We start from the raw sequence: 20,873 nt of genomic DNA on the forward strand, positions 1-20,873 counted from the left end.
CTTGCCATCATACCCTAGATGCCATTAAGCAAGCTGGCGTTATTGCCATTTTACCTAAGCCCTTTGAGTTTACTCATTTGCTTAGTGCCTTGCAGGCGACCATCAGTTACATCGAGCCAGATCAAAACTTAATTGGCCAGATTAATGTGGCCAGTAAAAAGATTTTGGTGGTGGACGATAGCCTTACCGCTAGACGTCATATTGCGCGAGTATTAGAAAACATTGGTGTGGCTCAACTGCTGTTTGCCGAAAATGGCCAACAAGCATTGGACTTATTGGAGCAACACGAAGTTGATTTAGTGATTACCGACTACAACATGCCGGTAATGGATGGGGCCGCTTTTATTGAAGCCTTGCGCCAACACCCGCGTTTTAGCAATATTCCTGCTTTAATGGTGACCTCGGAGAACAACGGTGCCAAGCTGGATGGGGTAAGGCAGAGCGGGGTGTCTGCCTTGGTGGATAAACCCTTTGATATAGACGCAGTTAAACAAGTGCTTGGGCGCTTGTTTGAGACGGCCGCCTAGTCAAAGATTTGCTCGCCCATTTGGTCGATAAAGGTTTTACACTTGTGCAGTGCTAGTTCTGCGGCATCGTCGGCACTGGCACAAGTATCCGAGCGAACAAATTGATGTTGCTTTTGTTCGCCATCAACCGTTTTCGTTATTAACGCAGCAACGCGATATTGGCCATTTGCCGCTTGGGGGATCGGCGTAATAATAAACTCTTGATACTGTTCTTCTGGGTAAGTCTTTGCTTCTGCGGGGGCAACGGCAAACATCTTCTTAAGTGCTGAAAATATACTCATGTTGGTGATTTTCCTAAAAATAACGTGAAATCGTGGCAAACGACCTCGAGCTTATCGGGTGGCTTACTGTATGATGCATAATACCCATCGAGTTAGTTAAATCACAATGGAAATCCAGTGAATATCGAGTTTATTCTGTCCCAATTTAATCAAATTACTGCTGGCCTGAGTCTTTCTCTTCTACTTTTATTGCTGCTGATGGCGTTGATCAGCAAACTGAAATTCAATCAGGCACAAAAAAACCAACAAGTTTTAGTTGAACAGCTAGATGCCCTAGAGCAAAGCTCAGCCGCCGATAAGCAACAGCTGGAGCAATTTAGACAACAAACGCAGCAACAGAGTATTCGCTGCGCTCAACTAGAAACTGAATTAAGCCACTTTCAAGGCATTCAGCAACAGTTTGAAGAGACCCAAAAATTATTACAGCGCGAACAGCAGCGCTGCGCCTTGTTGCAGCAAAAAGACCTAAGCCTGCAAGATAGAATTAGCTATTTAGAACAATCTGAGCAGCGGGTTAATCAACAATTCGAGTTGCTGGCTAATCGCATCTTTGCTGAAAAAGGTGAGCAATTACAACAGCAAAGCAAACAGAGTATTGAAGCGGTATTACAACCACTGAAACAACAACTAGATGGTTTTAAACAGCAGGTACAACAGAGCTACGAAAACGAAGCTAAGCAACGTCATTCCTTAAAAGATCAGATAGTCTCTCTACAAAAACTCAATCAACAAATGAGCGAAGATGCGCTGCGTTTAACCAGAGCCTTGAAAGGGGATAATAAGCAGCAAGGTGATTGGGGAGAGTTAATTCTCGAACAGATCTTGCAATCCTCGGGTTTGCGTGAAGGTTACGAATATCACACCCAAGTGGTGGGCGTGAATCAACACGGTAAAACCATTAAACCCGATGTGGTGGTGAAGCTGCCCGATGACAAAGCCGTCATTGTTGATTCAAAAGTAAACCTGGTTGCTTATGAGCGTTACTATAACAACGAAGATAAAGAAGCCCAGCAGACGGCCTTAAAAGAACATGTTAGAAGCCTACGCCAGCAAATTGTGGGTTTGGCTAAAAAAGACTATCACAGCCTTTACCAGTTGGAGTCCTTAGATTATGTGTTGTTGTTTATTCCAATTGAAGGCGCTTATTTAGCCGCGATGGAGCAAGATCCTGGTTTGATCCCGTTTGCGGTTGAACAAAACGTATTGTTGGTCAGCCCAAGTAGCTTGATGGTGGCTCTGCGTACCATTCAAAACTTATGGCGTAGCGAGTATCAACAGCGTAATGCGCAAGTGATTGCCCAGCGGGCAGGTAAGTTGTTTGATAAGTTTGTGGCCTTTACTGAAGACTTACGCAGTCATGGCCAGCAGTTGCAGCGTTCAACTGAAAGCTACCAAAGCGCCATGAGTAAACTTAGTACCGGCAAAGGCAATTTGGTGCGCCAAGCGCAGCAGTTAAAAGAGTTGCAAGTAGCCAGTAGCAAATCCTTGGATGCCAAGTTGTTGGCAGATAGCCAACAGCATGAAGACTTACTTGAAAACTCAGATAAAGACTTAAGTGTTGGTTAATCTTCTCTTTAGCCAACTCGCTTTGACGCTCAAGCAGCTAGCCAGTCGCTAGCTGCTTGAGTTAGCCTTAAACGCTGGTGAGCACGAATGAGGACTGTGCCGCCAAATTTAATTCTAAGCAGCCATTTTCAGTTGAGTAGCGCGCCCCAGTGAGCGGGTCGTGATATTCATAGACTTGCTGAAGCGTGTTTAGATCTAGCTTCAACTGTTGTCGAGAGCCTCGGTTAACGATAACAATGCTATGCTGCTCGGCCAACCAGCGAGTAAATACCCATACATCACCTTGCTCAAATAAACTGATTAAGTCACCTTCTTGTAACTCTCTACGCTGTTTACGCAGCTCAATCAGTTGTTGGTAATGTTTAAGTAATTCGCTATTCCATTGTGTTTCATCCCAAGGGAAGCAGCGACGGCAATCGGGATCTTGCGCACCAGTTAAACCCACTTCATCCCCATAATAAATAGACGGTACCCCGATATAGGTGAGTAACAAGGTCGCGGCGATTTTTACCAATTGAGTGTTTTCATTGACTAGATAGCTAAAACGCGGTGTATCGTGGCTATCTAGCAAGTTATATTGGGCTAGCTGGTTGGCAAAGGGGATAGAGCCTCTGGCTTCTGCCAACCATTGAGCAAAGTCTTTAGCATCGAGTTTTATCGGCACATAACGGGGCACGTCTACTCCTGCTAAGAAGGCAACTAAGGGATGGTTAAACCCGTAGTAGTTCATCGCGCCGTCTTCTTGTTCTCCCTGCAACCATTGAGTGGCTTCGGCGAAGTGCTCGCCAATCATATAAGCTTCAGGATTGGTTTGCTTAATGGCTTTTCTAAACTCGGCAACATAGTGGGCGTTGTTTTGCGCGCTATTGTGTTCACCTAGCATGTGGATCACGTCAAAGCGCCAAGCATCAATAGCAAAGGGCTCCTTCAGCCAATGCTTTAACATTGCATCGTCGCCGCCGTAAATAACTTGCTGCACCTGAGTATTGGCAAAATTGAGTTTGGGTAGGGTGTCGATGCCTTTCCATGTCCAATAGTTTCCAGTGTTATCGAAGTGATACCAATCGCGGTAAGGCGAGTCTTTATGGTGGTAAGCACCATCATTGGCTTGTTGGTAGTAGTCCATCCAATGGTGCTGGTTAGAGGTGTGATTAACCACGGCATCTAGCATTAGCTTCATCCCACATGCTTTCATGCTTTTTGACAAACTAATAAGGGCCTGATCACCGCCAAATTGCGGATCTACGCTAAAGTAGTCGCTGCAATCGTACTTATGATTACTTGGTGAGTTAAAGATAGGGTTTAGGTAGATTGCGGTAATACCTAAGTTTTGCAAATAACCTAACTTTTGTTCAATGCCGGGCAAATCACCACCGTAAAACTCGGTTGCGCCAGTACCCGCATGGGATTCCGCTACCGCTTCGCCCCATTGTTTTTGGATAACTGGGCGACCATCACTGAGATAGGCGTAGTTCTCGGCGTTGGGGGTGAGTTCTGGTTTGCCATTAGCAAAACGCTCAGGAAAGATTTGATAAAAAACCTGCGCTTTTACCCAAGCTGGTGGCTGCGCCTGATGGTTGAGTTTAAAATGGTAGTGCTTTTGCGGCAGCCTAGGGGATTCGCCTGCTGCGTGCAGGTATATTTGGCTGTCTTCGAGTAGCAGTTTGAAGCAATAAAGAGTGTGGCTGCTATGAGGGCTAACTGGAATAGCTTGTTGCCATTTTAACCAGTTTCCCTCTACGCTGGGTGCTGACATTTCGATCAGCGATTCTTCATGATCGGGTTCTACGCGAACAAAAACCTTCTTATACGGGTGAGATATGGCGGTGTAGAGAGTAACCAAATACTCGTTTTGTTGGCGAACCACTTGGCTTTGCGGATGAAAACGAAATGATGACATTAACTTTCCTTACTGTTTTTCTCTCTAGTATCCTTAGCTAGCCATAGCGATTCAAGGATGATTTTTCGAAAACCTATTATTTGATTTAGCACCGATTTCTTATGCTAACATTCATATAGTTAGAGCAATTAACCGCTGGTTGTTGAATAATGGTTTGTATTATAAATAGTTATACTTAAGTGATTTGAATCCTCTAGTTATTAATAAGCAACTTTCGTGGACAAAGCGGGCAACCATCTGGTCATTGCTTGTGTGTTTTGTTTTGTCTATGTTATTGGTGCATCGCTACCAAACGGTAAAAACTCAAATCACCGAAGAGGTTGAACAGTCATTTAGTGGCTTTAAAACGGCCAACAGGCATCTTGTTACCTTATTGTCTCAGCGCCTATCTTTGCTTACTCGCAGTCTTGGTTTGTTGAATTACGTGAATGACGAAACCGAACTCACTTTGGTGAGCTTGGCCACCGAATGGCAGCGTATCTCTAAAGATGTCAATCTAGAAGGTGACTTTTACTATATTCATCGTGATGGACGAGTGGATCTAGTATTGAGCCATGCCGCCGATGGTTATGAGCTTAATTGGGGCGCGTCGGTTAACCCTGCTGTTATTGATTATTTAAAAAGCGTTAATTGGCGTGGTGAAGGTGAAATATCTAGTCAGGTAGTCGAAGACGCGGATAGCGGAGAAAATCTCTACATTATTTTCATTCCGGTATTTGATAAATGGTCCAAACTGGTGGGCTGGATGGTGAATGAATATAACCAAACGGCAATTAACAACAGCGTGAATTTTGTCGGCCAGCAAAAGTTAGTCGAACGGGCCATGGTGGTAAGCTCGGATGGTTTAATTATCGAGGGTGAGAATAGCCAAGCTACGGTTGCCAAACTTAAGCAATTTGTTGGCAAAATTAATTACTCTGCGTTAGGCAGTTATTTTTCTAGAGGGCATTTTGCTGAAGAACAAAGCCCGCTAAGCCTGCGTGATGGTTTGTTATATTCCAATGTATTTAAGCACGACCTAGAAGCGCCTAGTTTTGCCTTTTTATTTATTTCTTATAAGGATTTGGCCAGAGACAGTAAGTATTGGTTAGTGTTTATGGCGGGCGTGGGGCTTATCGCTATTGTGGCCTGTTTCGTTGCGGCTTATTTGACCGAAGCGATTCGTCGTGAGAAAGCCATAGTTGAAGAATTAAATGCGCTCAGAGAAGCCGCCTTTGAGGGCGAATTTTCGCAAGTGATTATCGATAAGCAAGGTATTGTTCTGCAGGTAAACCGCTATTTGGCTCAGCGCACAGGTTTAAGTGTAGAGGAAATGATTGGTCACGACATTGCCTCTTTTGGCCAAGCTGAGCCTTCTTTTCACACTATGTTAGAGCAAGCAGAGTTACATGGTAGCTGGTTAGGTGAAGTATCGATTAGTGATGCTAACGGTCAAGTGACAATTCAGCAGATGACGGTAACGGCGGTTTATTGGCAAGAAGAGGTCAGAAGTTTCGTTTGTTCCAGCATTGATATTAGTGCGCAAAAATCCTTAGAGAAAAAGTTGCAGCGGTTGGCCAATACCGATCCCTTAACAGGGGCAGCCAATCGCCGCCACTTTGAACATTTAGTGCATTTAGAACAAAGCCGCAGTGACCGCAATGGGGTGCCATTTTCCTTGCTGATGTTTGACGTTGACCACTTTAAAAAGCTTAACGACCAGCATGGTCATGATGTAGGTGATTTGTGTTTGATCCGCTTGGTAGAAAAAGTGAATCAATTGAAACGAGAAATTGACATTCTTGCGCGTTGGGGCGGAGAAGAGTTCATTCTACTGTTACCGGAAACCACAGTAGAGCAAGCGGTTAACTTGGCCGAGCGACTACGTTTAGGTTTTGAACAAGATGTTGTTAGTCCACATTTCACCTGCAGTTTTGGCTTAACAGAAAGTCGTAAAGATGCCAGCTTCTCCCGCTTATATAAGCAAGCTGACGAAGCGCTTTATCATGCTAAAGAAGCCGGCCGTAACCGCGTGGAGTTATACCGCCATTCGGCTAAAAACAGCTGATTTCTTGCGGACTAAGCGGGCGATATTCGCCTGCGGCTAATTGGCTGTCTAAGTGAATGTCGCCAATTTGTTCGCGATGCAGTGCTAGCACTTTATTTCCTACGGCGGCACACATTCGTTTGACCTGATGGTAGCGGCCTTCGCTAATGCGTAGCACAATGAGGCGTTCGTCTAATTGCTCTACTTCGGCGGGTTTGGTGGGTTTCTGCTCGCCGCGTAACATTAAGCCATCACGCAACAGTTGTAGCTCGGCCTCGGTGATGGGGTCGGCTAAACTCACTCGGTATTGTTTGACTTTATCGGCTCTGGGGCTGGTCACTCGATGTGACCATTGTCCATCGCTGGTAACAAGCAACAGCCCTGTGGTGTCAACATCTAAACGCCCCGCCGCATGTAATTGGAGTGGGCTATTAGGCAGTAACGATAGGGCACTGGGGTAGTTTGCCTCCGCTTCTGTACTTAAATAGCCCTGAGGTTTATTTAGCATGTAATATACGTGTTGCTGCGCCATGAGTGGTTGTTGGTCTAGTAACACTTGGTCACTAGCTTGAACGGCCGTTTGGGCATTAGTCACAATGCTTTGGTTTATTTGTACCCGTTGCGCCTTAATGACTTTTTTGGCTTCACTACGGGGAAGACCCACAGCCTTGGAAATGAATTTGTCTATTCGACAAGGGTATTTCATAATATTTGTGCTTTTTACGAGGGCTAAATAATGGCGCGTAGTGTACGCTAATCGTCGGTTTAATGCTTTAAAAGGAGAGATTATTTGCAAGTGGTTTGTCGCTCTGATGTTGAGCTATTAGGAAACATCGTTAATAAAGAATTTACCTTGCGTTATTTTAGCGATGGTACGGCGATCACCCAACTTGAGGTGATAGTGAAGAAAAAAACTAAAGCCAGTAATAAAGAGCAGGTAGAGGTCTTTCAACTTTGTGCCCGTGCAGAACAGGCCGAACGAATTAAGCGTTATGCTAAAACCGGAGATGGCGTCGTCATTAAAGCGCAACTTAAAACTCAGAAAGATCCCGCTGGAAAAATTCTTAGTGCCCTAGAAATAGAACACATTAATTTTGTTGGTGCGCCTAGCCAACTGTATTGGAATAGGATTAGCTTAGTGGGTGAAATTGCCGCTAAAAGCCGCTTACGCAAAAGCGTGAATAATCAAGATTACATTAAACTTCAGTTACTCACCGACGCAAAGGATCCTTCTCATCGAGTTAACTGTAACCTGTGGGCTTATCCCGCCCAGCTAATCGATAAAGATGCCCAGGTAGGAGATAAACTAGCGGTAGAAGGTTCGTTAAAAACAGCCTTTGCCGATGACCAACAAGTGTCACCAATTTTAGTGGATGGCCATACTTGTTTGCGTATCGAGTCTTAATACTTATCTAACATGTCGGAATGGTAACGGCTTACATCAACCTCAATGCCAAGCTTTCCGGCTTGTTCGTCGAGTTTGTGTTCGCTACTGCTTAGCTCGTTCAACATTAAAGTATTGTCGTCTAATTGCCATATTTGGCGGCTGCCAAGATAACTAAACTTTACGATGATAAAGGCGTTAGCCTCGCCTCGGTTCATGGCTTGAACCAGTTTGCGCATTTTTCTATTAATTTTATTAAGCTCGCGTTTTAAACGCCATACGTAAATAACTTCGGCAAACCAAGTTTTGTTTTTGCAATAGTTAACGATGGGGACCACGCTGATCAGTGCAGCTATAACCCCGAGTAAGTTAAAAATGAAATTATTTTCACTGTTGGAGAACAGTGCGATAAAAAGTGACGACCAAGCTAAGGTGAAGATGATTAACAGTCCACATAAAGCGAAATAGCTGTTTCTGGAACGGCTTTGGTAGGTACTTTTATCTATGTCTTGTAAGTGCATGCGGGTCTCGTCTAATAATCGCGGCTCATGTTAACAAATTGTTCGCTAATCTGTAATCCATATTTTCTCAGTGGAAAAGTAAGTTATTGTTTAATATTTAAAAATTTTCCGCTAAAAATATCTTGTTTAGTTTTCATTCACTGAGCTTGATACTATTATTGTGTTAATGGAAATGGTTTTAATACAAGGAATTTTTATGAATACGGCCCCGCTGGTAATTCGTATGGCAAAAGCTTTAGGCCTGGCTATTGCAGCATTAGCTCTGCTTAGTGGCTGTGATAATGCACCACCTGCCGCACCAGAAGTCAAAGTGAATGTTAAGGTGATAGAAGTGGTGATGAAAGAAGTGCAGCCAAGCAACGAGTTTGTTGGTCGTACTGAAGCCACTCAAGATATCACCATTAAATCAAAGGTGCGCGGTAATCTGCTTAAAACACACTTTGAAGAAGGCAGTGTAGTTGAAGAAGGAGACTTGCTGTTTGAAATTGACCCTGCTCAATATGAATCAGCGGTTAAGGCGGCGGAAGCTATTGTTGCTCAAGCTCAAGCGGCTTACGATACAGCGGTACTCAATTTTAAACGTGGTGAAGGCTTAATTAAGGATAACTTTATTAGCCAGTCTGACTACGACAACTTGCTATCAAGAAAGCTACAAACGGCAGCTGCACTGCAGAGTGCCCAAGCAGAATGGGATAACGCCAAGTTGGAATTGGGTTATACCAAAATATATGCACCTTTTACCGGAAGAATAAGCCGAGCAGCGGTATTTAAAGGTGACTTGATTGCTCCTGATCAAACTCAACTAGCAGATTTGGTTCAAATGGAACCTGTTTGGGTAAATTTCCAATTACCGGAAAAAGTGCTGGTGGCCGCTCAACGTATTCATAAAGAAGATGTAGAACGAAACATTGGCGATTTCCCAGTGAGGGTTCGTTTCCCCGACGGCACCATGTTTGACGAAGTAGGTCAGATGAACTTTGTTGATAACCGTGTTGACGCTACCACTGGGACCTTGGCAATTCGCGCCGAGTTTCCCAATAAACAACATGTTTTAGTTCCCGGACTGTACGTTACAGTGATTATTGAAACGCCAACCACTGAAAGTGTGATGTTGATTCCTCAGCGTGCAGTGCAAGAAGATCAACAAGGGCGCTATGTATTGGTTGTGAATAAGCAAAATACGGTAGAGCGGGTAAATGTGGTGCTGGGGCGGCGCTATGGTGTTGACTGGCAAGTCGAGTCTGGTTTAACCCAAGGTAACCTGGTGATTACCGAGGGCTTACAGAAAGCGCGGATTGGCGCGGTTGTTGACTACGAAATGGATACCATTCAACCATTTAGCGAACCTCAATCTTAAGGAGTCGATGATGATCAGTAAGTTTTTTATTCATCGACCCAAGTTTGCTTTTGTCATCTCCATTGTATTGACCTTAGCGGGCTTATTGTCGATCCCGGTGTTACCGATAGCGGAATTTCCTAATATCTCGCCACCGATGGTGTCGGTGACTACCAGTTATCCCGGAGCAAGTGCCGACGTGGTTGCCGATACCGTCGCCAAGGTCATCGAGGCCGAAGTAAATGGTGTTGAAAACATGATTTACATGGAGTCTAAAGGCGCCAACGATGGCAGTTATAGCCTCAACGTCACTTTTGAAGTGGGCAGCGATGTTGAAATGGCGCAGGTGAACGTGCAAAACCGTGTTCAACAAGCCATGCCGCGGCTTCCTAGTGAAGTGCAACGCAATGGGGTAAAAGTACAAAAGCAAGATCCAAACATTCTGATGATGCTCAATTTGGTCTCGCCCAATGAGACATTAGATAACCTGTTTTTAAATAACTACTTGGGAATTAACATCAAAGATAACCTAGCGCGGGTTAACGGTGTTTCCAAGGTGAGCATCATTGGTGGCATGGACTATTCCATGCGAATTTGGCTTAACCCTGACCGCATGACCAGTTTAGGGGTTACGGTTGAAGATGCTGTTAGCGCTATTCAAGAGCAAAATATCCAAGTTGCAGCAGGCCGAATTGGCGCGGCGCCAGTGCCCCGTGATCAACAATTTCAATATACGCTTACCACCAAAGGGCGTTTGAATCGTCCTGAAGAGTTTGAAAATATCATTGTTCGATCCAACGCTGACGGTAGTGCTATCTACTTGCGCGATATTTCACGGATTGAGCTGGGTGCGGCGAGTTACGATGCTGAAGCCAAGCTGGATAATAAAGACTCGGCCTTATTGTTTATTTATCAATCTAGCGGAGCTAATGCCCTAGAAGTAGCAAGCGGTATTCGCGCCGAACTAGAGCGATTAAGTGGCCAGTTCCCTAACGATTTAGATTACAAAATTCTCTACGACACTACCCAGTTTGTGGAAACCTCAATCAGTGAAATGATTGAGACCTTGCTGATTGCGGTGGCCTTGGTAATTTTTGTTGTTTATATCTTCTTACAGGATTTTCGGCAGACGCTGATCCCGGGGATTGCGATACCGGTGTCTTTGGTAGGAACTTTCGCTTTCTTATTAGCCACGGGTATGAGCATTAATACTGTATCGCTATTTGCCTTGATCTTGGCTATTGGTATCGTGGTAGATGATGCGATTGTTGTGGTGGAAAATACCACTCGTTTAATGCAAGAAGAAGGCTTGAATGCGGTTGACGCTACCACTAAGTCGATGCAGGAAGTGACAGGTCCTGTGGTGGCGACTACCTTAGTGCTATTGGCTGTGTTTGCTCCCACCGCGGTGATGCCCGGCATTACCGGTCAAATGTATGCGCAGTTCTCGATTACTATTTGTATCTCGGTACTGATTTCGTCGATTAATGCGCTAACGTTAAGCCCGGCCCTATGTGCTTCCTTATTAAAAACGCCCAAAACACATGAAAAAGGTTTTCACGCCTTTTTTAATAAGCACTTTGAAAGCATCACTGGTAAGTACAGTGGGTTTGTTAGCGGTATGGTGCGTAAGTTGTCGTTAGTTGGGGTGATTTACCTATTGCTACTCGGCGCAACCGCTTATTTGGCCACATCATTGCCTACGGGTTTTGTACCAACTGAAGATAAAAAAGCGTTTTTTATTGATGTGCAATTGCCCAATGGGGCTTCAATTAACCGAACCGAACAAGTGATCAGTAAAATGGTCGACGACATTAATCAGTTGGATGGAGTCACTAACGTTATTTCTGCCGCGGGTTATTCGATTATTTCTGGTGCGGTTTCCTCTAACGCCGGCTTGATGGTTGTGATTCTTTCCAATTGGGACGAGCGGCAAGAGCCCGGCATGAACGAAGCGGGTATTTTAGCAAAAGCCAATGCCGTATTAGCGGGTTATAACTCTGCTCAAGCAGTGGGATTTTCCTTACCAGCATTACCTGGGGTGGGGACAGTGTCAGGGGTTGAGTTTTACATTCAAGATACCCTTGGCAGAACGCCGGCAAATTTGGCTAGTGTGATGCGTAGCACTGCAGTAGAAGCGGGCGGAGCACCAGAGCTGGCCGCGGCATTTAGTACTTACAGAGCCGATGTGCCGCAGTTATTTGTTGACGTTGACCGACAAAAAGCCAAAGTTCAAGGTGTGCAACTAAACAGTATTTTCACTACCTTACAAACTATGCTCGGTTCTATGTATGTGAATGACTTTAACCGTTTTGGTAAGGTATTTCGGGTGAACATGCAGGCTGAAAGCGAATTTAGGGACTCTGAGCAAGACATTGCGCGTTTCTATATTCGTAATAAATTCGATGAAATGGTGCCTTTAAATACTTTGGTCAGTGTCGAGCCCAAATTAGGGCCTGAATACATTAACCAATTCAACTTATATGGTGCTGTTAAAATGAATGCTTTTCCTGCTCCGGGTTACAGCTCCGGTCAGGCTATTGAAGCGGTTAAGCGTATCGCCGAAACCTCGTTTCCCAACGGTTATACTTATGAATGGTCTGGGCAAACCTATCAAGAACTTAAAGCGGGTAATCTTGCGCCATTTATTTTTACCCTGGCCTTGGTATTTACTTATTTGTTCTTAGTGGCTCAGTATGAAAGCTGGACTATTCCTATCTCGGTAATGCTGGCTGTTCCGGTGGCGATTCTTGGGGCTTTTTTATATATCTGGATCATGGGCGCGGATGTCAATCTCTACACCCAAATTGGTTTGGTATTGTTAATTGGCTTGGCCTGTAAAAATGCCATCTTGATTGTAGAGTTTGCCAAACAGCTTCGAGAGAGTGGCCTAAGCATCAAAGAGTCGGCTATTAAAGCTGCACGCTTACGTTTTAGAGCAGTATTGATGACCGCCTTCTCGTTTATCTTAGGGGTGATTCCTTTGGTGACTGCATCTGGCGCTGGAGCTGCCAGCCGAGTCTCTTTAGGTTACGCGGTTATGGGGGGGATGATTGCCGCCACAATTGTAGGTACGTGTTTAGTTCCGGTATTCTTTGTGATGTTGCAAAGTTTGCGAGAAAAAGTGAAGGCTAAAGGGAAAGCCGAAGCTGATAGCTAAGCTGCTGGTTGCTCGTTGCTAAAAATAAACGCCTGATGAAGTTCATCGGGCGTTTTTATTGGTTGCTGATATCTTTAGGCTACTCTTGGTCTGGATCGAAGAAGTAGCAACAACGTAATTTGGGGTCAAAGTTTTTGGTTAGTACTGCAGGTACCTCATCCCATTTTACCGACTTAACAATTTTTTGAGCCTCTTTAGTCAAATCTAGCACAGTGGCATTGCCAAAACTCTTGCCTTTTTCCAACAATAATACCCGCGGTTTTAACTTTTGTTTGGGGTTACTTGACATCACCATGGCAAAACTACCGTCATCTAAGCTAACCAATGAACCGGGCGGGTAGATCCCCAGCGTGTTCATCAGTTGTTCTAAATATAATTTATTGTATTTTGTGCCAGCACTTTTATAGAGCAGGGCAAAGGCTTCCTGCGGAGTGAGTTTCTTTTGGTTAGGTAAGGGGCTGCAAAGGTGCTCAAACGCATCCACTATAGCCAGCAGCTGAGTGGATTTATCTATCTCTTTAGCTTTTACCCCTCGAGGATAGCCGCTGCCGTCTAAACGTTCATGGTGGTTTAGTACCATGGGAAGGATCTCTTCGGGAAACGAGCCCGCTTTTTTAATCAAGTCTACGCTGAATTTAGGGTGGGTCTGATAGAAGTTTTGTTCGGCGCTGGTCCATTCTTGTAGCTTACGGCGGATTTGGTGAGGCACTTTCAATTCGCCGATATCATGAATCATTGCAGCAATACACAGCAGCTGACACTCTTTTTCAGTAAAACCGAGATTCTTTGCCACTAATACCGAAATAACCGCCACGTTTACACTGTGGAAAAAAATATCTTCATCGCTACTCAGCTCTAAACTCACATAAACGCTATGTGCCTTACTCGATTTAAACAATAGCTGTAGAGTAGTATTTACTTGTTCGAAAATACTGTAATAGGCTTCTTCAGGCCTACTGGTAAATTTAGCTAGAGCACCACGGAATTTATCGGCGCTTTGAAGGTAGGCTTTGCTCGCTCGTTTTTGTCCCTTCCTTAACTCATCTAACCACTCTTGATTCGGATCGGCTTGCGGTTTAACGTCGAGTAAATCGTCGTTGAGTTGGTCGTCTGCTTGCGTTGCTACTGCGATACTGGACTTACTTGGAATAATTTCTATTTGTTCTAAACCCAGCGAGCGCAGAACGGTAATTTGTTCTTCATTTTTAATTTTGAAGTTATTTCGCATGAAAGGATGTGCAGTCCACCCTAAGGGAAGGCTGATATAGTGTCCAACTTGCAAGGCTTCTACGGGTATCTCGACTTTTGACATATAGAAATTATTTAAAACCCTTTTGTAAATTGTAGTAAATAGTCACAGATATATAAATCATTGATTGTGCATAACAAGTCGCCTCGCACACTTATTACGTTTACAATTATGTAAAACAACTCGTTACTAGGCCGAAGTGCTTGAATTATTAAGACTTTGCTTATTAAATTTATCATAAAATGTTGCTAAACAAATGAAAAATAAAGAAATAACTTTGGCTATTACCGGGGCGTCAGGCGCTCCTTATGCGCTGTGTTTATTGGAGCAATTGCTCAAACGTCATTTTAAAGTTCATTTGCTGATCTCTAGCGCAGCTAAGGTGGTTCTAGCGACAGAGGCGCAAGAGCAATGGCCTAATTCTCAAGAAAAAGCTCAGACCTTTTTTCAGCAACGATTTAATGCAGAACCTGGGCAAATTGTCATGCCGGGTAAAAACGACTGGTTTTCTGCGGTAGCTTCGGGTTCAGCCGCGCCGAAACAGATGATTGTATGTCCTTGTAGCATGGGGACGTTGGCGTCTATTGCCATGGGGATGTCAGATAATTTATTAGAACGTGCTGCAGATGTGGTGATTAAGGAGAAAGGACAACTTATTTTAGTGCCGAGGGAAATGCCATTCTCGGTGATTCATTTGGAAAATATGCTTAAGTTGGCTAAGTTAGGCGTTGAAATCTTTCCTGCATCTCCGGGGTTTTACCATCAGCCCGAGAGCATACAGGATTTAGTAGAACATGTGGTATCTCGTATTCTTGATCATCTTGGCATCGACAATGACCTAAGCACACGCTGGGGTTACGCTAAGAACTAAAAAAGCAAGTGGGGGAGCACTTGCTTATAAAATCTTATTCTTCGTCGTTACAGTCGCCTTTGGTGCAATGACCGTAAAGGTAAAGACTATGGGCGGTGAGATCGATGTTATTTGCTTTGGCAATTTCACGCTGACGTTGCTCGATGGTTTCATCGTTAAACTCAATGACTTTTCCACAGTCTAAGCATACTAGATGGTCATGATGATGCTGGGTATTAAGTTCAAATACTGATTTACCACCTTCAAAATGGTGGCGGGTAACGATGCCAGCATCATCAAACTGGTTTAATACCCGATAGACGGTTGCTAGGCCGATTTCTTCACCCTGATCTATCAATAGCTTGTATAAATCTTCGGCGCTAATGTGTTGATTATTTGGAGTTTGCAAAAGCTCTAGAATTTTCATTCTTGGCAAGGTAACTTTTAGGCCCGCTTTTTTTAGAGCTTGATTATTATCAGACATAGGTAAAATTTTTTCCCTTGCTGTTATTCATTCCATAATTGGCGCTTAGTATACGTTCTTAGTCGACAAACAGAAAGCGTGATAACAAAACTTGTAGACTAGTTAGTTATTTATTAACCTATTTGTAACACATCGTACCAGTTTGGCTTATGGATATCTTACTTAAGAACGCATTTGTTGCAAAAACTTTACTAAATTTATGGCCTCCGTTTTGGGGGGCGGGTATAAAAATTGAGAATATGTCGAAAGATTTCGCCGTTTGTCGGGTCCGTTTGGCGTTTCGTTGGTGGAATAAAAACGCCAACCGCTCGCAATTTGGTGGCGCGATATTTTCGATGACCGATCCTATTTACCCATTAATGTTAATGGCAATATTGGGTAATCGTTATCATGTATGGGATAGCGAAGCGTCAATAAAGTTTGTCACTCCTGGCAGAAGTAAGGTGTATGCTGAGTTTCAGTTAGATCATGATTTTATCCAGCAGATCGTCTCCCAGGCGGCTAATGGAGAAAAACATACACCTACCGTAACAACCAAGGTGGTTGACGAGCAGGGGAAGTTAATTGCTGTGGTCACGCGGCGTTTATATATTCGTTTGAAACGGGAGCATCGACCAGCGGTGCAGCAACTGGCTTAACTATTGTTGACTGAGGTTTTGTTTATAGCGGTTGATAACTTTAGTGACGTAATCTTGGGTCTCGGGGTAAGGAGGAATGGCAAAGCCGTAACGCTTAACGGTATTTTCACCGGAGTTATAAGCGGCAAGTGCTAATTGTAAAGACTCAAACTCATCCAAAAGCCAGCGTAAATAACGGCTACCCGCTTCGATGTTTTGCTCTGGTAAAAAGGGATCTGCTACCGAAAAGCGCTGCGCAGTGGCTGGCATTAATTGCATCAACCCCATAGCGCCAGCACGAGAAACAGCATTGGCTCGATAGTTAGACTCGGTGGCAACCACTGCATGTACTAGGGCGGGGTCAAGTTGATGACGCCGAGCACTGTTCACGATGAATTGGTGATAGGGAAGTTCACTAATTCTTTTTAATTCTAAAGTTTTGGGCTGGCTTTGCGATAAGGACTTGGGCGTTCTCATCAATAAACGCCAATGTTTACCTTGCTTTTCTTGGGCAAAATGCATCACACCGTTGGCATCTTGATAAAACCAAACGTCTGCGTAAATGCCGCCACTAAATAGCGAAACTGATAGAATGAAAAGTAGTTTGTACACGGTGTTCTCCCTCTGACTAATAGTTAAGCATAAATGCGGCCAACTATTTGAGGGCTAGATAGAAAAACTGGGCTTTCGCCCAGTCCATTTAGTCAGCCAATTCTGCCAAGCACATTTCTTCATATACTTGTTGGCACCAAGCTTTTACTCGCTCTTGAGTTAGCTCTGGTTGGCGGTCTTCATCAATGCCTAAACCAACAAAGTGGGCGTCGTCTGCCAAAGCTTTTGATTCTTCGAAATCGTATCCTTCGATAGGCCAGTGTCCGACTACGGTTGCACCTTTATTAACTACGATGTCGTTAATGGTACCCATTGCGTCTAGAAAGTACTCGGCATAATCTTCTTGATCGCCACAACCAAAAATAGCGACCAGTTTTTCAGAAAAGTCGATTTGTTCCAGTTCTGGGAAAAAGTCGTCCCAGTCGCATTGGGCTTCGCCGTAATACCAAGTGGGAATGCCAAGTAAAATTAACGAAAACTCATCAATATCTTCTTTTGACGACTTGGCAATGTCTTTGACTTCAACAAGTTTTTTGCCTAGTTCTTTTTGAATCATTTGTGCTACAGCTTCGGTATTACCGGTGTCGCTGCCAAAAAATATTCCTACACTCGCCATAAATGTTACCTGTTTTAAAACTATTAGTTTGTTGAAAACTGACTGACTTGTTTATTCAACATTTTCTCTATCAGCTCACTACGGCTAATGCCTGATTCAGTGGCGAGCTGGTTTAGTTTTTCGAAAAGCTGCTGTTCTACTTTCAGTTCTATTCTTTTAAGCCCATTGGCGCGATCTCGTTTGAGTTGATTTCGCTTGTTGGCTTTAAGTTGATCTTTGCGCTCTAAAGGGTTGGTTCGTGGCCTGCCAACCCTTTTTTCACACGCGAATAGATCAATTGTAGTTCGATCTGTATTTTGTTTTGCCATTTAATGTATGAAACAACCTTTTAGCCTAAGCCACTGCCTTCCCATGACAATTGGATTAAGCCTTTTGCAATAAAGCCTGCACATCCTAAAAACAACACTAACCACACCACGGCTCGACCAAAGGGGGGAACGTTGCCTTTTTTCAGAACATCCTGAATGGCCATGCCGATAAAGAAAAATAGAACTACAAAACCAATATTTAAAGCCAGGCTTTCTATTAAATCTATATGCTTAGCGAACATGACTATCCCTGAGATAAAAATTCGACGCGCACTATATCACAAAGCCTCGCAGGGTGTTAAATATGCTTGGCTAAAAACTGTTCAGTTAAACGGTTAAAAAGCGCTGGTTTTTCAGCGTGTAACCAATGTCCTGTGCCGTTGATGATCTTTAACTGGGCCTGAGGGAATTGCGCAGTTACTGCAGCCTGATATTGGCTGGTGATATAATCAGACTGCTCACCCTTTATAAATAGGCAAGGTTTGTTAAAGGCAGCGCCTGCTTTCCAGTCAACGATTTGAGAGTAGGCTTGTTCAAGTTTGCTTATGTCAAATAGCCAAGCCCAGCCTTGCGATGTTTTAGTGAGCGATTTAAGCAAAAATTGCCTCACCCCTGGTTCTTGTACATGAGCGCTAAGTTGTGTATCGGCGTCGGCGCGTGAGCTGATTTGTGTTAGTTGAACGTTGTTTAAACCCGCGAATACCGCTTGATGGCTATGTTGATAACTTACAGGGGCGATATCTGCCACCACTAAAGCTTTGACTAACTCAGGATAAGCTTGTGCCGTTGCCATAGCAATTTTACCGCCCATGGAGTGGCCAACCAATGCACACTGCGAAATCGCCAAGTCATCACATAGGCTCTTTATCGTATCGGCCTGTTGTCTATAGTCCATGGTGGTAGAGCGGGGTGAGTGCCCATGATTTAGAGTATCAACACTGATCACTCGATAGCCCAGTTGTTGTAGATGCTTAGCTAATAAGCCTAAATTTGACAGACTGCCAAATAAGCCGTGAATGAGTAAAACCGAAAAGCCTTGTCCTTGTTGTTGGTAGTTAAGTTGCAAGATTGTTTCTCATCGCTCAAATATTTCACATAGTCTGCCTATTGCAGGCTATCACTACAAGCCGAAAGGGCGTTGTTTGTTTAGAATTTCACCTTTTGCGGCTAAGGCTTAGGATTGTTGGTGAGTTATTGGTATTGCTATGTATAATAATTGCTTACGTTAAAAGCAATGCAACACCAGAAAGCAACGATGAAAACGATAGAAATTGAAGAAGATTTGTATTTATACATTGCCGGCCAAACCAAACATATTGGTGAAAGCGCCTCAGATATTTTACGACGTTTATTGCAAGTAAATAGTGGCGGGGAGTTAGCTAATAAGGCTTTAGCAGCGGATGATGTTAGTATACAGCAGCCTACTACGGAGTCAGGCTTACAAGAGGCAGCGCAAACTCAACAAGACACCAGCATTAAAACAGTAACAAACAAAGAACTTGCGGCGCATTTTGAACTGAGCGATGTGGCCCAGGCTGGTAGCTCCACCAAACGTTTCTTATTTCTACTTTCAAAGCTCTATTCCATCGACAGTGCATTGTTTAGCCAAGCTTGTGTAATAAAAGGCAGCAAGCGTGAATACTTTTCTCAGGATAAACAGCAGTTACTCGCCTCGGGGAAAACCACTAAACCACAAGCAATTCCCGATACGCCTTATTGGGTTATCACCAATACTAACACGGCGAGAAAGCGATATATTTTACAGCATGTAGCAAGCGAGATGGGCTTAGTTGATTCACTGATAGAACGCTTGCTGGAAGCAATCTAATTTTTTATTTCAACTTAAACTTAAACTTAAACTTTGGAGAAGCTATTAATGGCGATTCACCCTTTGGCAGGTAAGCCGGCGCAAGCCGAGCACCTCGCAAATATTCCACGTTTAGTGGCTGACTATTATTTATTGCAACCCGACGTGTCGGTTCGTGAGCAGCAAGTTGCCTTTGGTACTTCGGGACACCGCGGTAGCTCAAGCAAAAAAGCCTTTAACGAAAATCATATCTTGGCTGTGAGTCAGGCTATTGCCGAGTACCGTTTGGCACAGGGAACTAAAGGCCCTCTATATATAGGTAAAGATACCCACGCCTTATCAGAACCGGCTTTTTGTTCAGCGGTAGAAGTATTTGCTGCCAATGGCGTTGAAGTTCGCTACCAAGAAGGTTTGGGTTATACCCCTACGCCCGTTATTTCACATGCCATTCTAGCTTATAACCGCTTAGGTAAAGAGCAGGCCGATGGGGTAGTGATCACGCCTTCACATAACCCACCAGAAGACGGCGGCTTTAAATATAACCCACCTAATGGCGGTCCAGCTGACAGTGACGTGACCAAAATAGTACAAGATCGCGCCAATGAAATTCTGGCCAATGGTCTTAAAGATGTGAAACGCGTTAGCTACGATGAAGCTATCACTATGCCTTCTATTGTTGCGATTGATTACATCAAACCTTACGTTGACGATTTGGCTAACGTGTTGGACATGGAAGCTATTGCCAAAGCTAAGGTTAAAATTGGTGTGGATCCTCTAGGCGGCAGCGGTATCGATTTTTGGCCAGTCATTGCCGAAACCTATGGTTTAGACATTGAAGTAGTAAACGATCGCGTTGACCCTACTTTCTCGTTTATGACCTTGGACAAAGACGGCAAAATCCGCATGGATTGTTCTTCGCCTTATGCCATGGCCAGCCTGATTGCTTTAAAAGACAAGTTTGACGTGGCAGTAGCCAATGACCCTGACTATGACCGCCACGGCATTGTGACTAAGAGCAGCGGTCTGCTTAATCCTAACCACTACTTAGCTGTGGCCATTAACTATCTTTATTCTCACCGTAGTGGTTGGAGTAAAGATGCTGCCATTGGTAAGACATTAGTGTCTAGCTCAATGATTGACCGTGTAGCCGCCAGTTTAGGTCGCGAACTGAAAGAAGTACCAGTCGGCTTTAAATGGTTTGTAGACGGTTTATTTGATGGCAGTATCGCCTTCGGTGGTGAAGAAAGTGCTGGGGCTTCTTTCCTACGTAAAGACGGTGGTGTTTGGAGTACCGATAAAGACGGTATCATTTTAGCCTTATTGGCTGCAGAGATTATTGCGGTAACGGGTAAAGATCCTGGTGAGCATTATCAGGGTTTCGTTAGCCAGTTTGGTGAACCGGTTTATAAGCGAATTGATGCGCCAGCCAGTATCGAGCAAAAAGCGGTATTAAGTGCTTTAGACCCTGCCATGGTTGAAGCACAAACTCTAGCGGGTGAGCCTATTATCGCTAAGTTAACTGCCGCACCGGGTAATGGTGCCGCGATCGGGGGGTTAAAAGTGGTCACTGAGAATGGTTGGTTCGCTGCACGTCCATCAGGTACAGAAGCTATCTATAAAATTTATATG

Annotated in this window: 21 protein-coding genes; 10 read left to right on the forward strand and 11 right to left on the reverse strand. The window is 44.1% G+C overall.

Annotated elements, in window-relative coordinates; translation table 11 throughout:
• Positions 1 to 527, forward strand: a 527-nt coding sequence (locus tag ACQY6Q_RS03560; RefSeq protein ID WP_427977954.1) for a response regulator, incomplete at its 5' end; no start/stop codon positions are given.
• Here the strand turns inward: ACQY6Q_RS03560 and ACQY6Q_RS03565 are convergent.
• Positions 524 to 808: an HlyU family transcriptional regulator gene (locus tag ACQY6Q_RS03565; protein ID WP_427977956.1), complete on the reverse strand. Its 285-nt coding sequence runs from the start codon at positions 806 to 808 to the stop codon at positions 524 to 526. The genes ACQY6Q_RS03560 and ACQY6Q_RS03565 overlap by 4 nt on opposite strands.
• A 117-nt stretch (positions 809 to 925) precedes the next feature.
• On the opposite strand from ACQY6Q_RS03565, the gene rmuC reads away from it, so the two are divergent.
• Complete coding sequence (rmuC, locus tag ACQY6Q_RS03570; protein WP_427977959.1) at positions 926 to 2,374, forward strand: DNA recombination protein RmuC; 1,449 nt, start codon at positions 926 to 928, stop codon at positions 2,372 to 2,374.
• A gap of 67 nt (positions 2,375 to 2,441) precedes the next feature.
• On the opposite strand, the gene malZ is transcribed toward rmuC, so the two are convergent.
• Complete coding sequence (gene malZ / locus ACQY6Q_RS03575; RefSeq protein WP_427977962.1) at positions 2,442 to 4,274, reverse strand: maltodextrin glucosidase; 1,833 nt, start codon at positions 4,272 to 4,274, stop codon at positions 2,442 to 2,444.
• A gap of 250 nt (positions 4,275 to 4,524) precedes the next feature.
• Here malZ and ACQY6Q_RS03580 point away from each other — a divergent pair, with 250 nt between their 5' ends.
• A complete protein-coding gene (locus tag ACQY6Q_RS03580) occupies positions 4,525 to 6,321 on the forward strand; it encodes a diguanylate cyclase (RefSeq protein ID WP_427977964.1) in 1,797 nt (598 codons plus the stop codon).
• On the opposite strand, the gene ACQY6Q_RS03585 is transcribed toward ACQY6Q_RS03580, so the two are convergent.
• Positions 6,308 to 7,006, reverse strand: coding sequence for a pseudouridine synthase (locus ACQY6Q_RS03585; protein WP_427977967.1), 699 nt, complete (start codon positions 7,004 to 7,006; stop codon positions 6,308 to 6,310). The two genes, ACQY6Q_RS03580 and ACQY6Q_RS03585, sit on opposite strands and share 14 nt — an antisense overlap.
• A 90-nt stretch (positions 7,007 to 7,096) precedes the next feature.
• On the opposite strand from ACQY6Q_RS03585, the gene ACQY6Q_RS03590 reads away from it, so the two are divergent.
• A complete protein-coding gene (locus ACQY6Q_RS03590; RefSeq protein WP_427978001.1) occupies positions 7,097 to 7,705 on the forward strand; it encodes a single-stranded DNA-binding protein in 609 nt (202 codons plus the stop codon).
• Here the strand turns inward: ACQY6Q_RS03590 and ACQY6Q_RS03595 are convergent.
• Positions 7,702 to 8,205, reverse strand: a complete 504-nt coding sequence (locus ACQY6Q_RS03595) for a DUF3087 family protein (protein WP_427977969.1) — start codon at positions 8,203 to 8,205, stop codon at positions 7,702 to 7,704. The two genes, ACQY6Q_RS03590 and ACQY6Q_RS03595, sit on opposite strands and share 4 nt — an antisense overlap.
• Positions 8,206 to 8,401: 196 nt before the next feature.
• Here ACQY6Q_RS03595 and ACQY6Q_RS03600 point away from each other — a divergent pair, with 196 nt between their 5' ends.
• Positions 8,402 to 9,562, forward strand: a complete 1,161-nt coding sequence (locus tag ACQY6Q_RS03600) for an efflux RND transporter periplasmic adaptor subunit (RefSeq protein WP_427977971.1) — start codon at positions 8,402 to 8,404, stop codon at positions 9,560 to 9,562.
• Positions 9,563 to 9,572: 10 nt separating this feature from the next.
• Positions 9,573 to 12,701: an efflux RND transporter permease subunit gene (locus ACQY6Q_RS03605; protein WP_427977974.1), complete on the forward strand. Its 3,129-nt coding sequence runs from the start codon at positions 9,573 to 9,575 to the stop codon at positions 12,699 to 12,701.
• Between the two features lie 79 nt (positions 12,702 to 12,780).
• Here the strand turns inward: ACQY6Q_RS03605 and ACQY6Q_RS03610 are convergent, their stop codons facing one another.
• Entirely contained in the window at positions 12,781 to 14,013 is a 1,233-nt protein-coding gene (locus tag ACQY6Q_RS03610) for an HD-GYP domain-containing protein (protein ID WP_427977977.1), read from the reverse strand.
• 193 nt (positions 14,014 to 14,206) lie between these two features.
• On the opposite strand from ACQY6Q_RS03610, the gene ACQY6Q_RS03615 reads away from it, so the two are divergent.
• Positions 14,207 to 14,821 carry a flavin prenyltransferase UbiX gene (locus ACQY6Q_RS03615; RefSeq protein ID WP_427977980.1) on the forward strand — a complete coding sequence of 205 codons (615 nt, stop codon included), beginning with the start codon at positions 14,207 to 14,209 and terminating at the stop codon, positions 14,819 to 14,821.
• A gap of 34 nt (positions 14,822 to 14,855) precedes the next feature.
• Here the strand turns inward: ACQY6Q_RS03615 and fur are convergent, their stop codons facing one another.
• The gene (gene fur, locus ACQY6Q_RS03620; protein WP_055731736.1) at positions 14,856 to 15,284 is read right to left on the reverse strand and encodes a ferric iron uptake transcriptional regulator; all 429 of its coding nucleotides are present in this window, start codon (positions 15,282 to 15,284) and stop codon (positions 14,856 to 14,858) included.
• Positions 15,285 to 15,433: 149 nt separating this feature from the next.
• On the opposite strand from fur, the gene ACQY6Q_RS03625 reads away from it, so the two are divergent.
• The gene (locus tag ACQY6Q_RS03625) at positions 15,434 to 15,922 is read left to right on the forward strand and encodes a DUF4442 domain-containing protein (protein ID WP_427977982.1); all 489 of its coding nucleotides are present in this window, start codon (positions 15,434 to 15,436) and stop codon (positions 15,920 to 15,922) included.
• On the opposite strand, the gene ACQY6Q_RS03630 is transcribed toward ACQY6Q_RS03625, so the two are convergent.
• The 5 genes from ACQY6Q_RS03630 to ACQY6Q_RS03650 form a co-directional block, all read right to left on the reverse strand.
• Positions 15,923 to 16,513: a lytic transglycosylase domain-containing protein gene (locus tag ACQY6Q_RS03630; protein ID WP_427977985.1), complete on the reverse strand. Its 591-nt coding sequence runs from the start codon at positions 16,511 to 16,513 to the stop codon at positions 15,923 to 15,925.
• An 88-nt stretch (positions 16,514 to 16,601) separates the two neighbouring features.
• Positions 16,602 to 17,129, reverse strand: coding sequence for a flavodoxin FldA (fldA, locus tag ACQY6Q_RS03635; RefSeq protein WP_427977988.1), 528 nt, complete (start codon positions 17,127 to 17,129; stop codon positions 16,602 to 16,604).
• Between the two features lie 23 nt (positions 17,130 to 17,152).
• On the reverse strand, positions 17,153 to 17,437 hold the full coding sequence (gene ybfE / locus ACQY6Q_RS03640) for a LexA regulated protein (protein ID WP_427977990.1): 285 nt from the start codon (positions 17,435 to 17,437) through the stop codon (positions 17,153 to 17,155).
• Positions 17,438 to 17,457: 20 nt separating this feature from the next.
• A complete protein-coding gene (locus ACQY6Q_RS03645; protein ID WP_188407239.1) occupies positions 17,458 to 17,679 on the reverse strand; it encodes a DUF2788 domain-containing protein in 222 nt (73 codons plus the stop codon).
• A gap of 56 nt (positions 17,680 to 17,735) precedes the next feature.
• The gene (locus tag ACQY6Q_RS03650; protein WP_427977993.1) at positions 17,736 to 18,503 is read right to left on the reverse strand and encodes an alpha/beta fold hydrolase; all 768 of its coding nucleotides are present in this window, start codon (positions 18,501 to 18,503) and stop codon (positions 17,736 to 17,738) included.
• Between the two features lie 189 nt (positions 18,504 to 18,692).
• Here ACQY6Q_RS03650 and seqA point away from each other — a divergent pair, with 189 nt between their 5' ends.
• Together seqA and pgm are read left to right on the forward strand one after the other, a co-directional pair.
• Positions 18,693 to 19,265: a replication initiation negative regulator SeqA gene (seqA, locus tag ACQY6Q_RS03655; protein ID WP_427977995.1), complete on the forward strand. Its 573-nt coding sequence runs from the start codon at positions 18,693 to 18,695 to the stop codon at positions 19,263 to 19,265.
• A gap of 48 nt (positions 19,266 to 19,313) precedes the next feature.
• Positions 19,314 to 20,873: phosphoglucomutase (alpha-D-glucose-1,6-bisphosphate-dependent) (pgm, locus tag ACQY6Q_RS03660; protein WP_427977998.1), on the forward strand; the 1,560-nt coding region annotated here is incomplete at its 3' end.

It is taken from the genome of Agarivorans sp., assembly GCF_050295395.1.
Lineage (GTDB): Bacteria > Pseudomonadota > Gammaproteobacteria > Enterobacterales > Celerinatantimonadaceae > Agarivorans.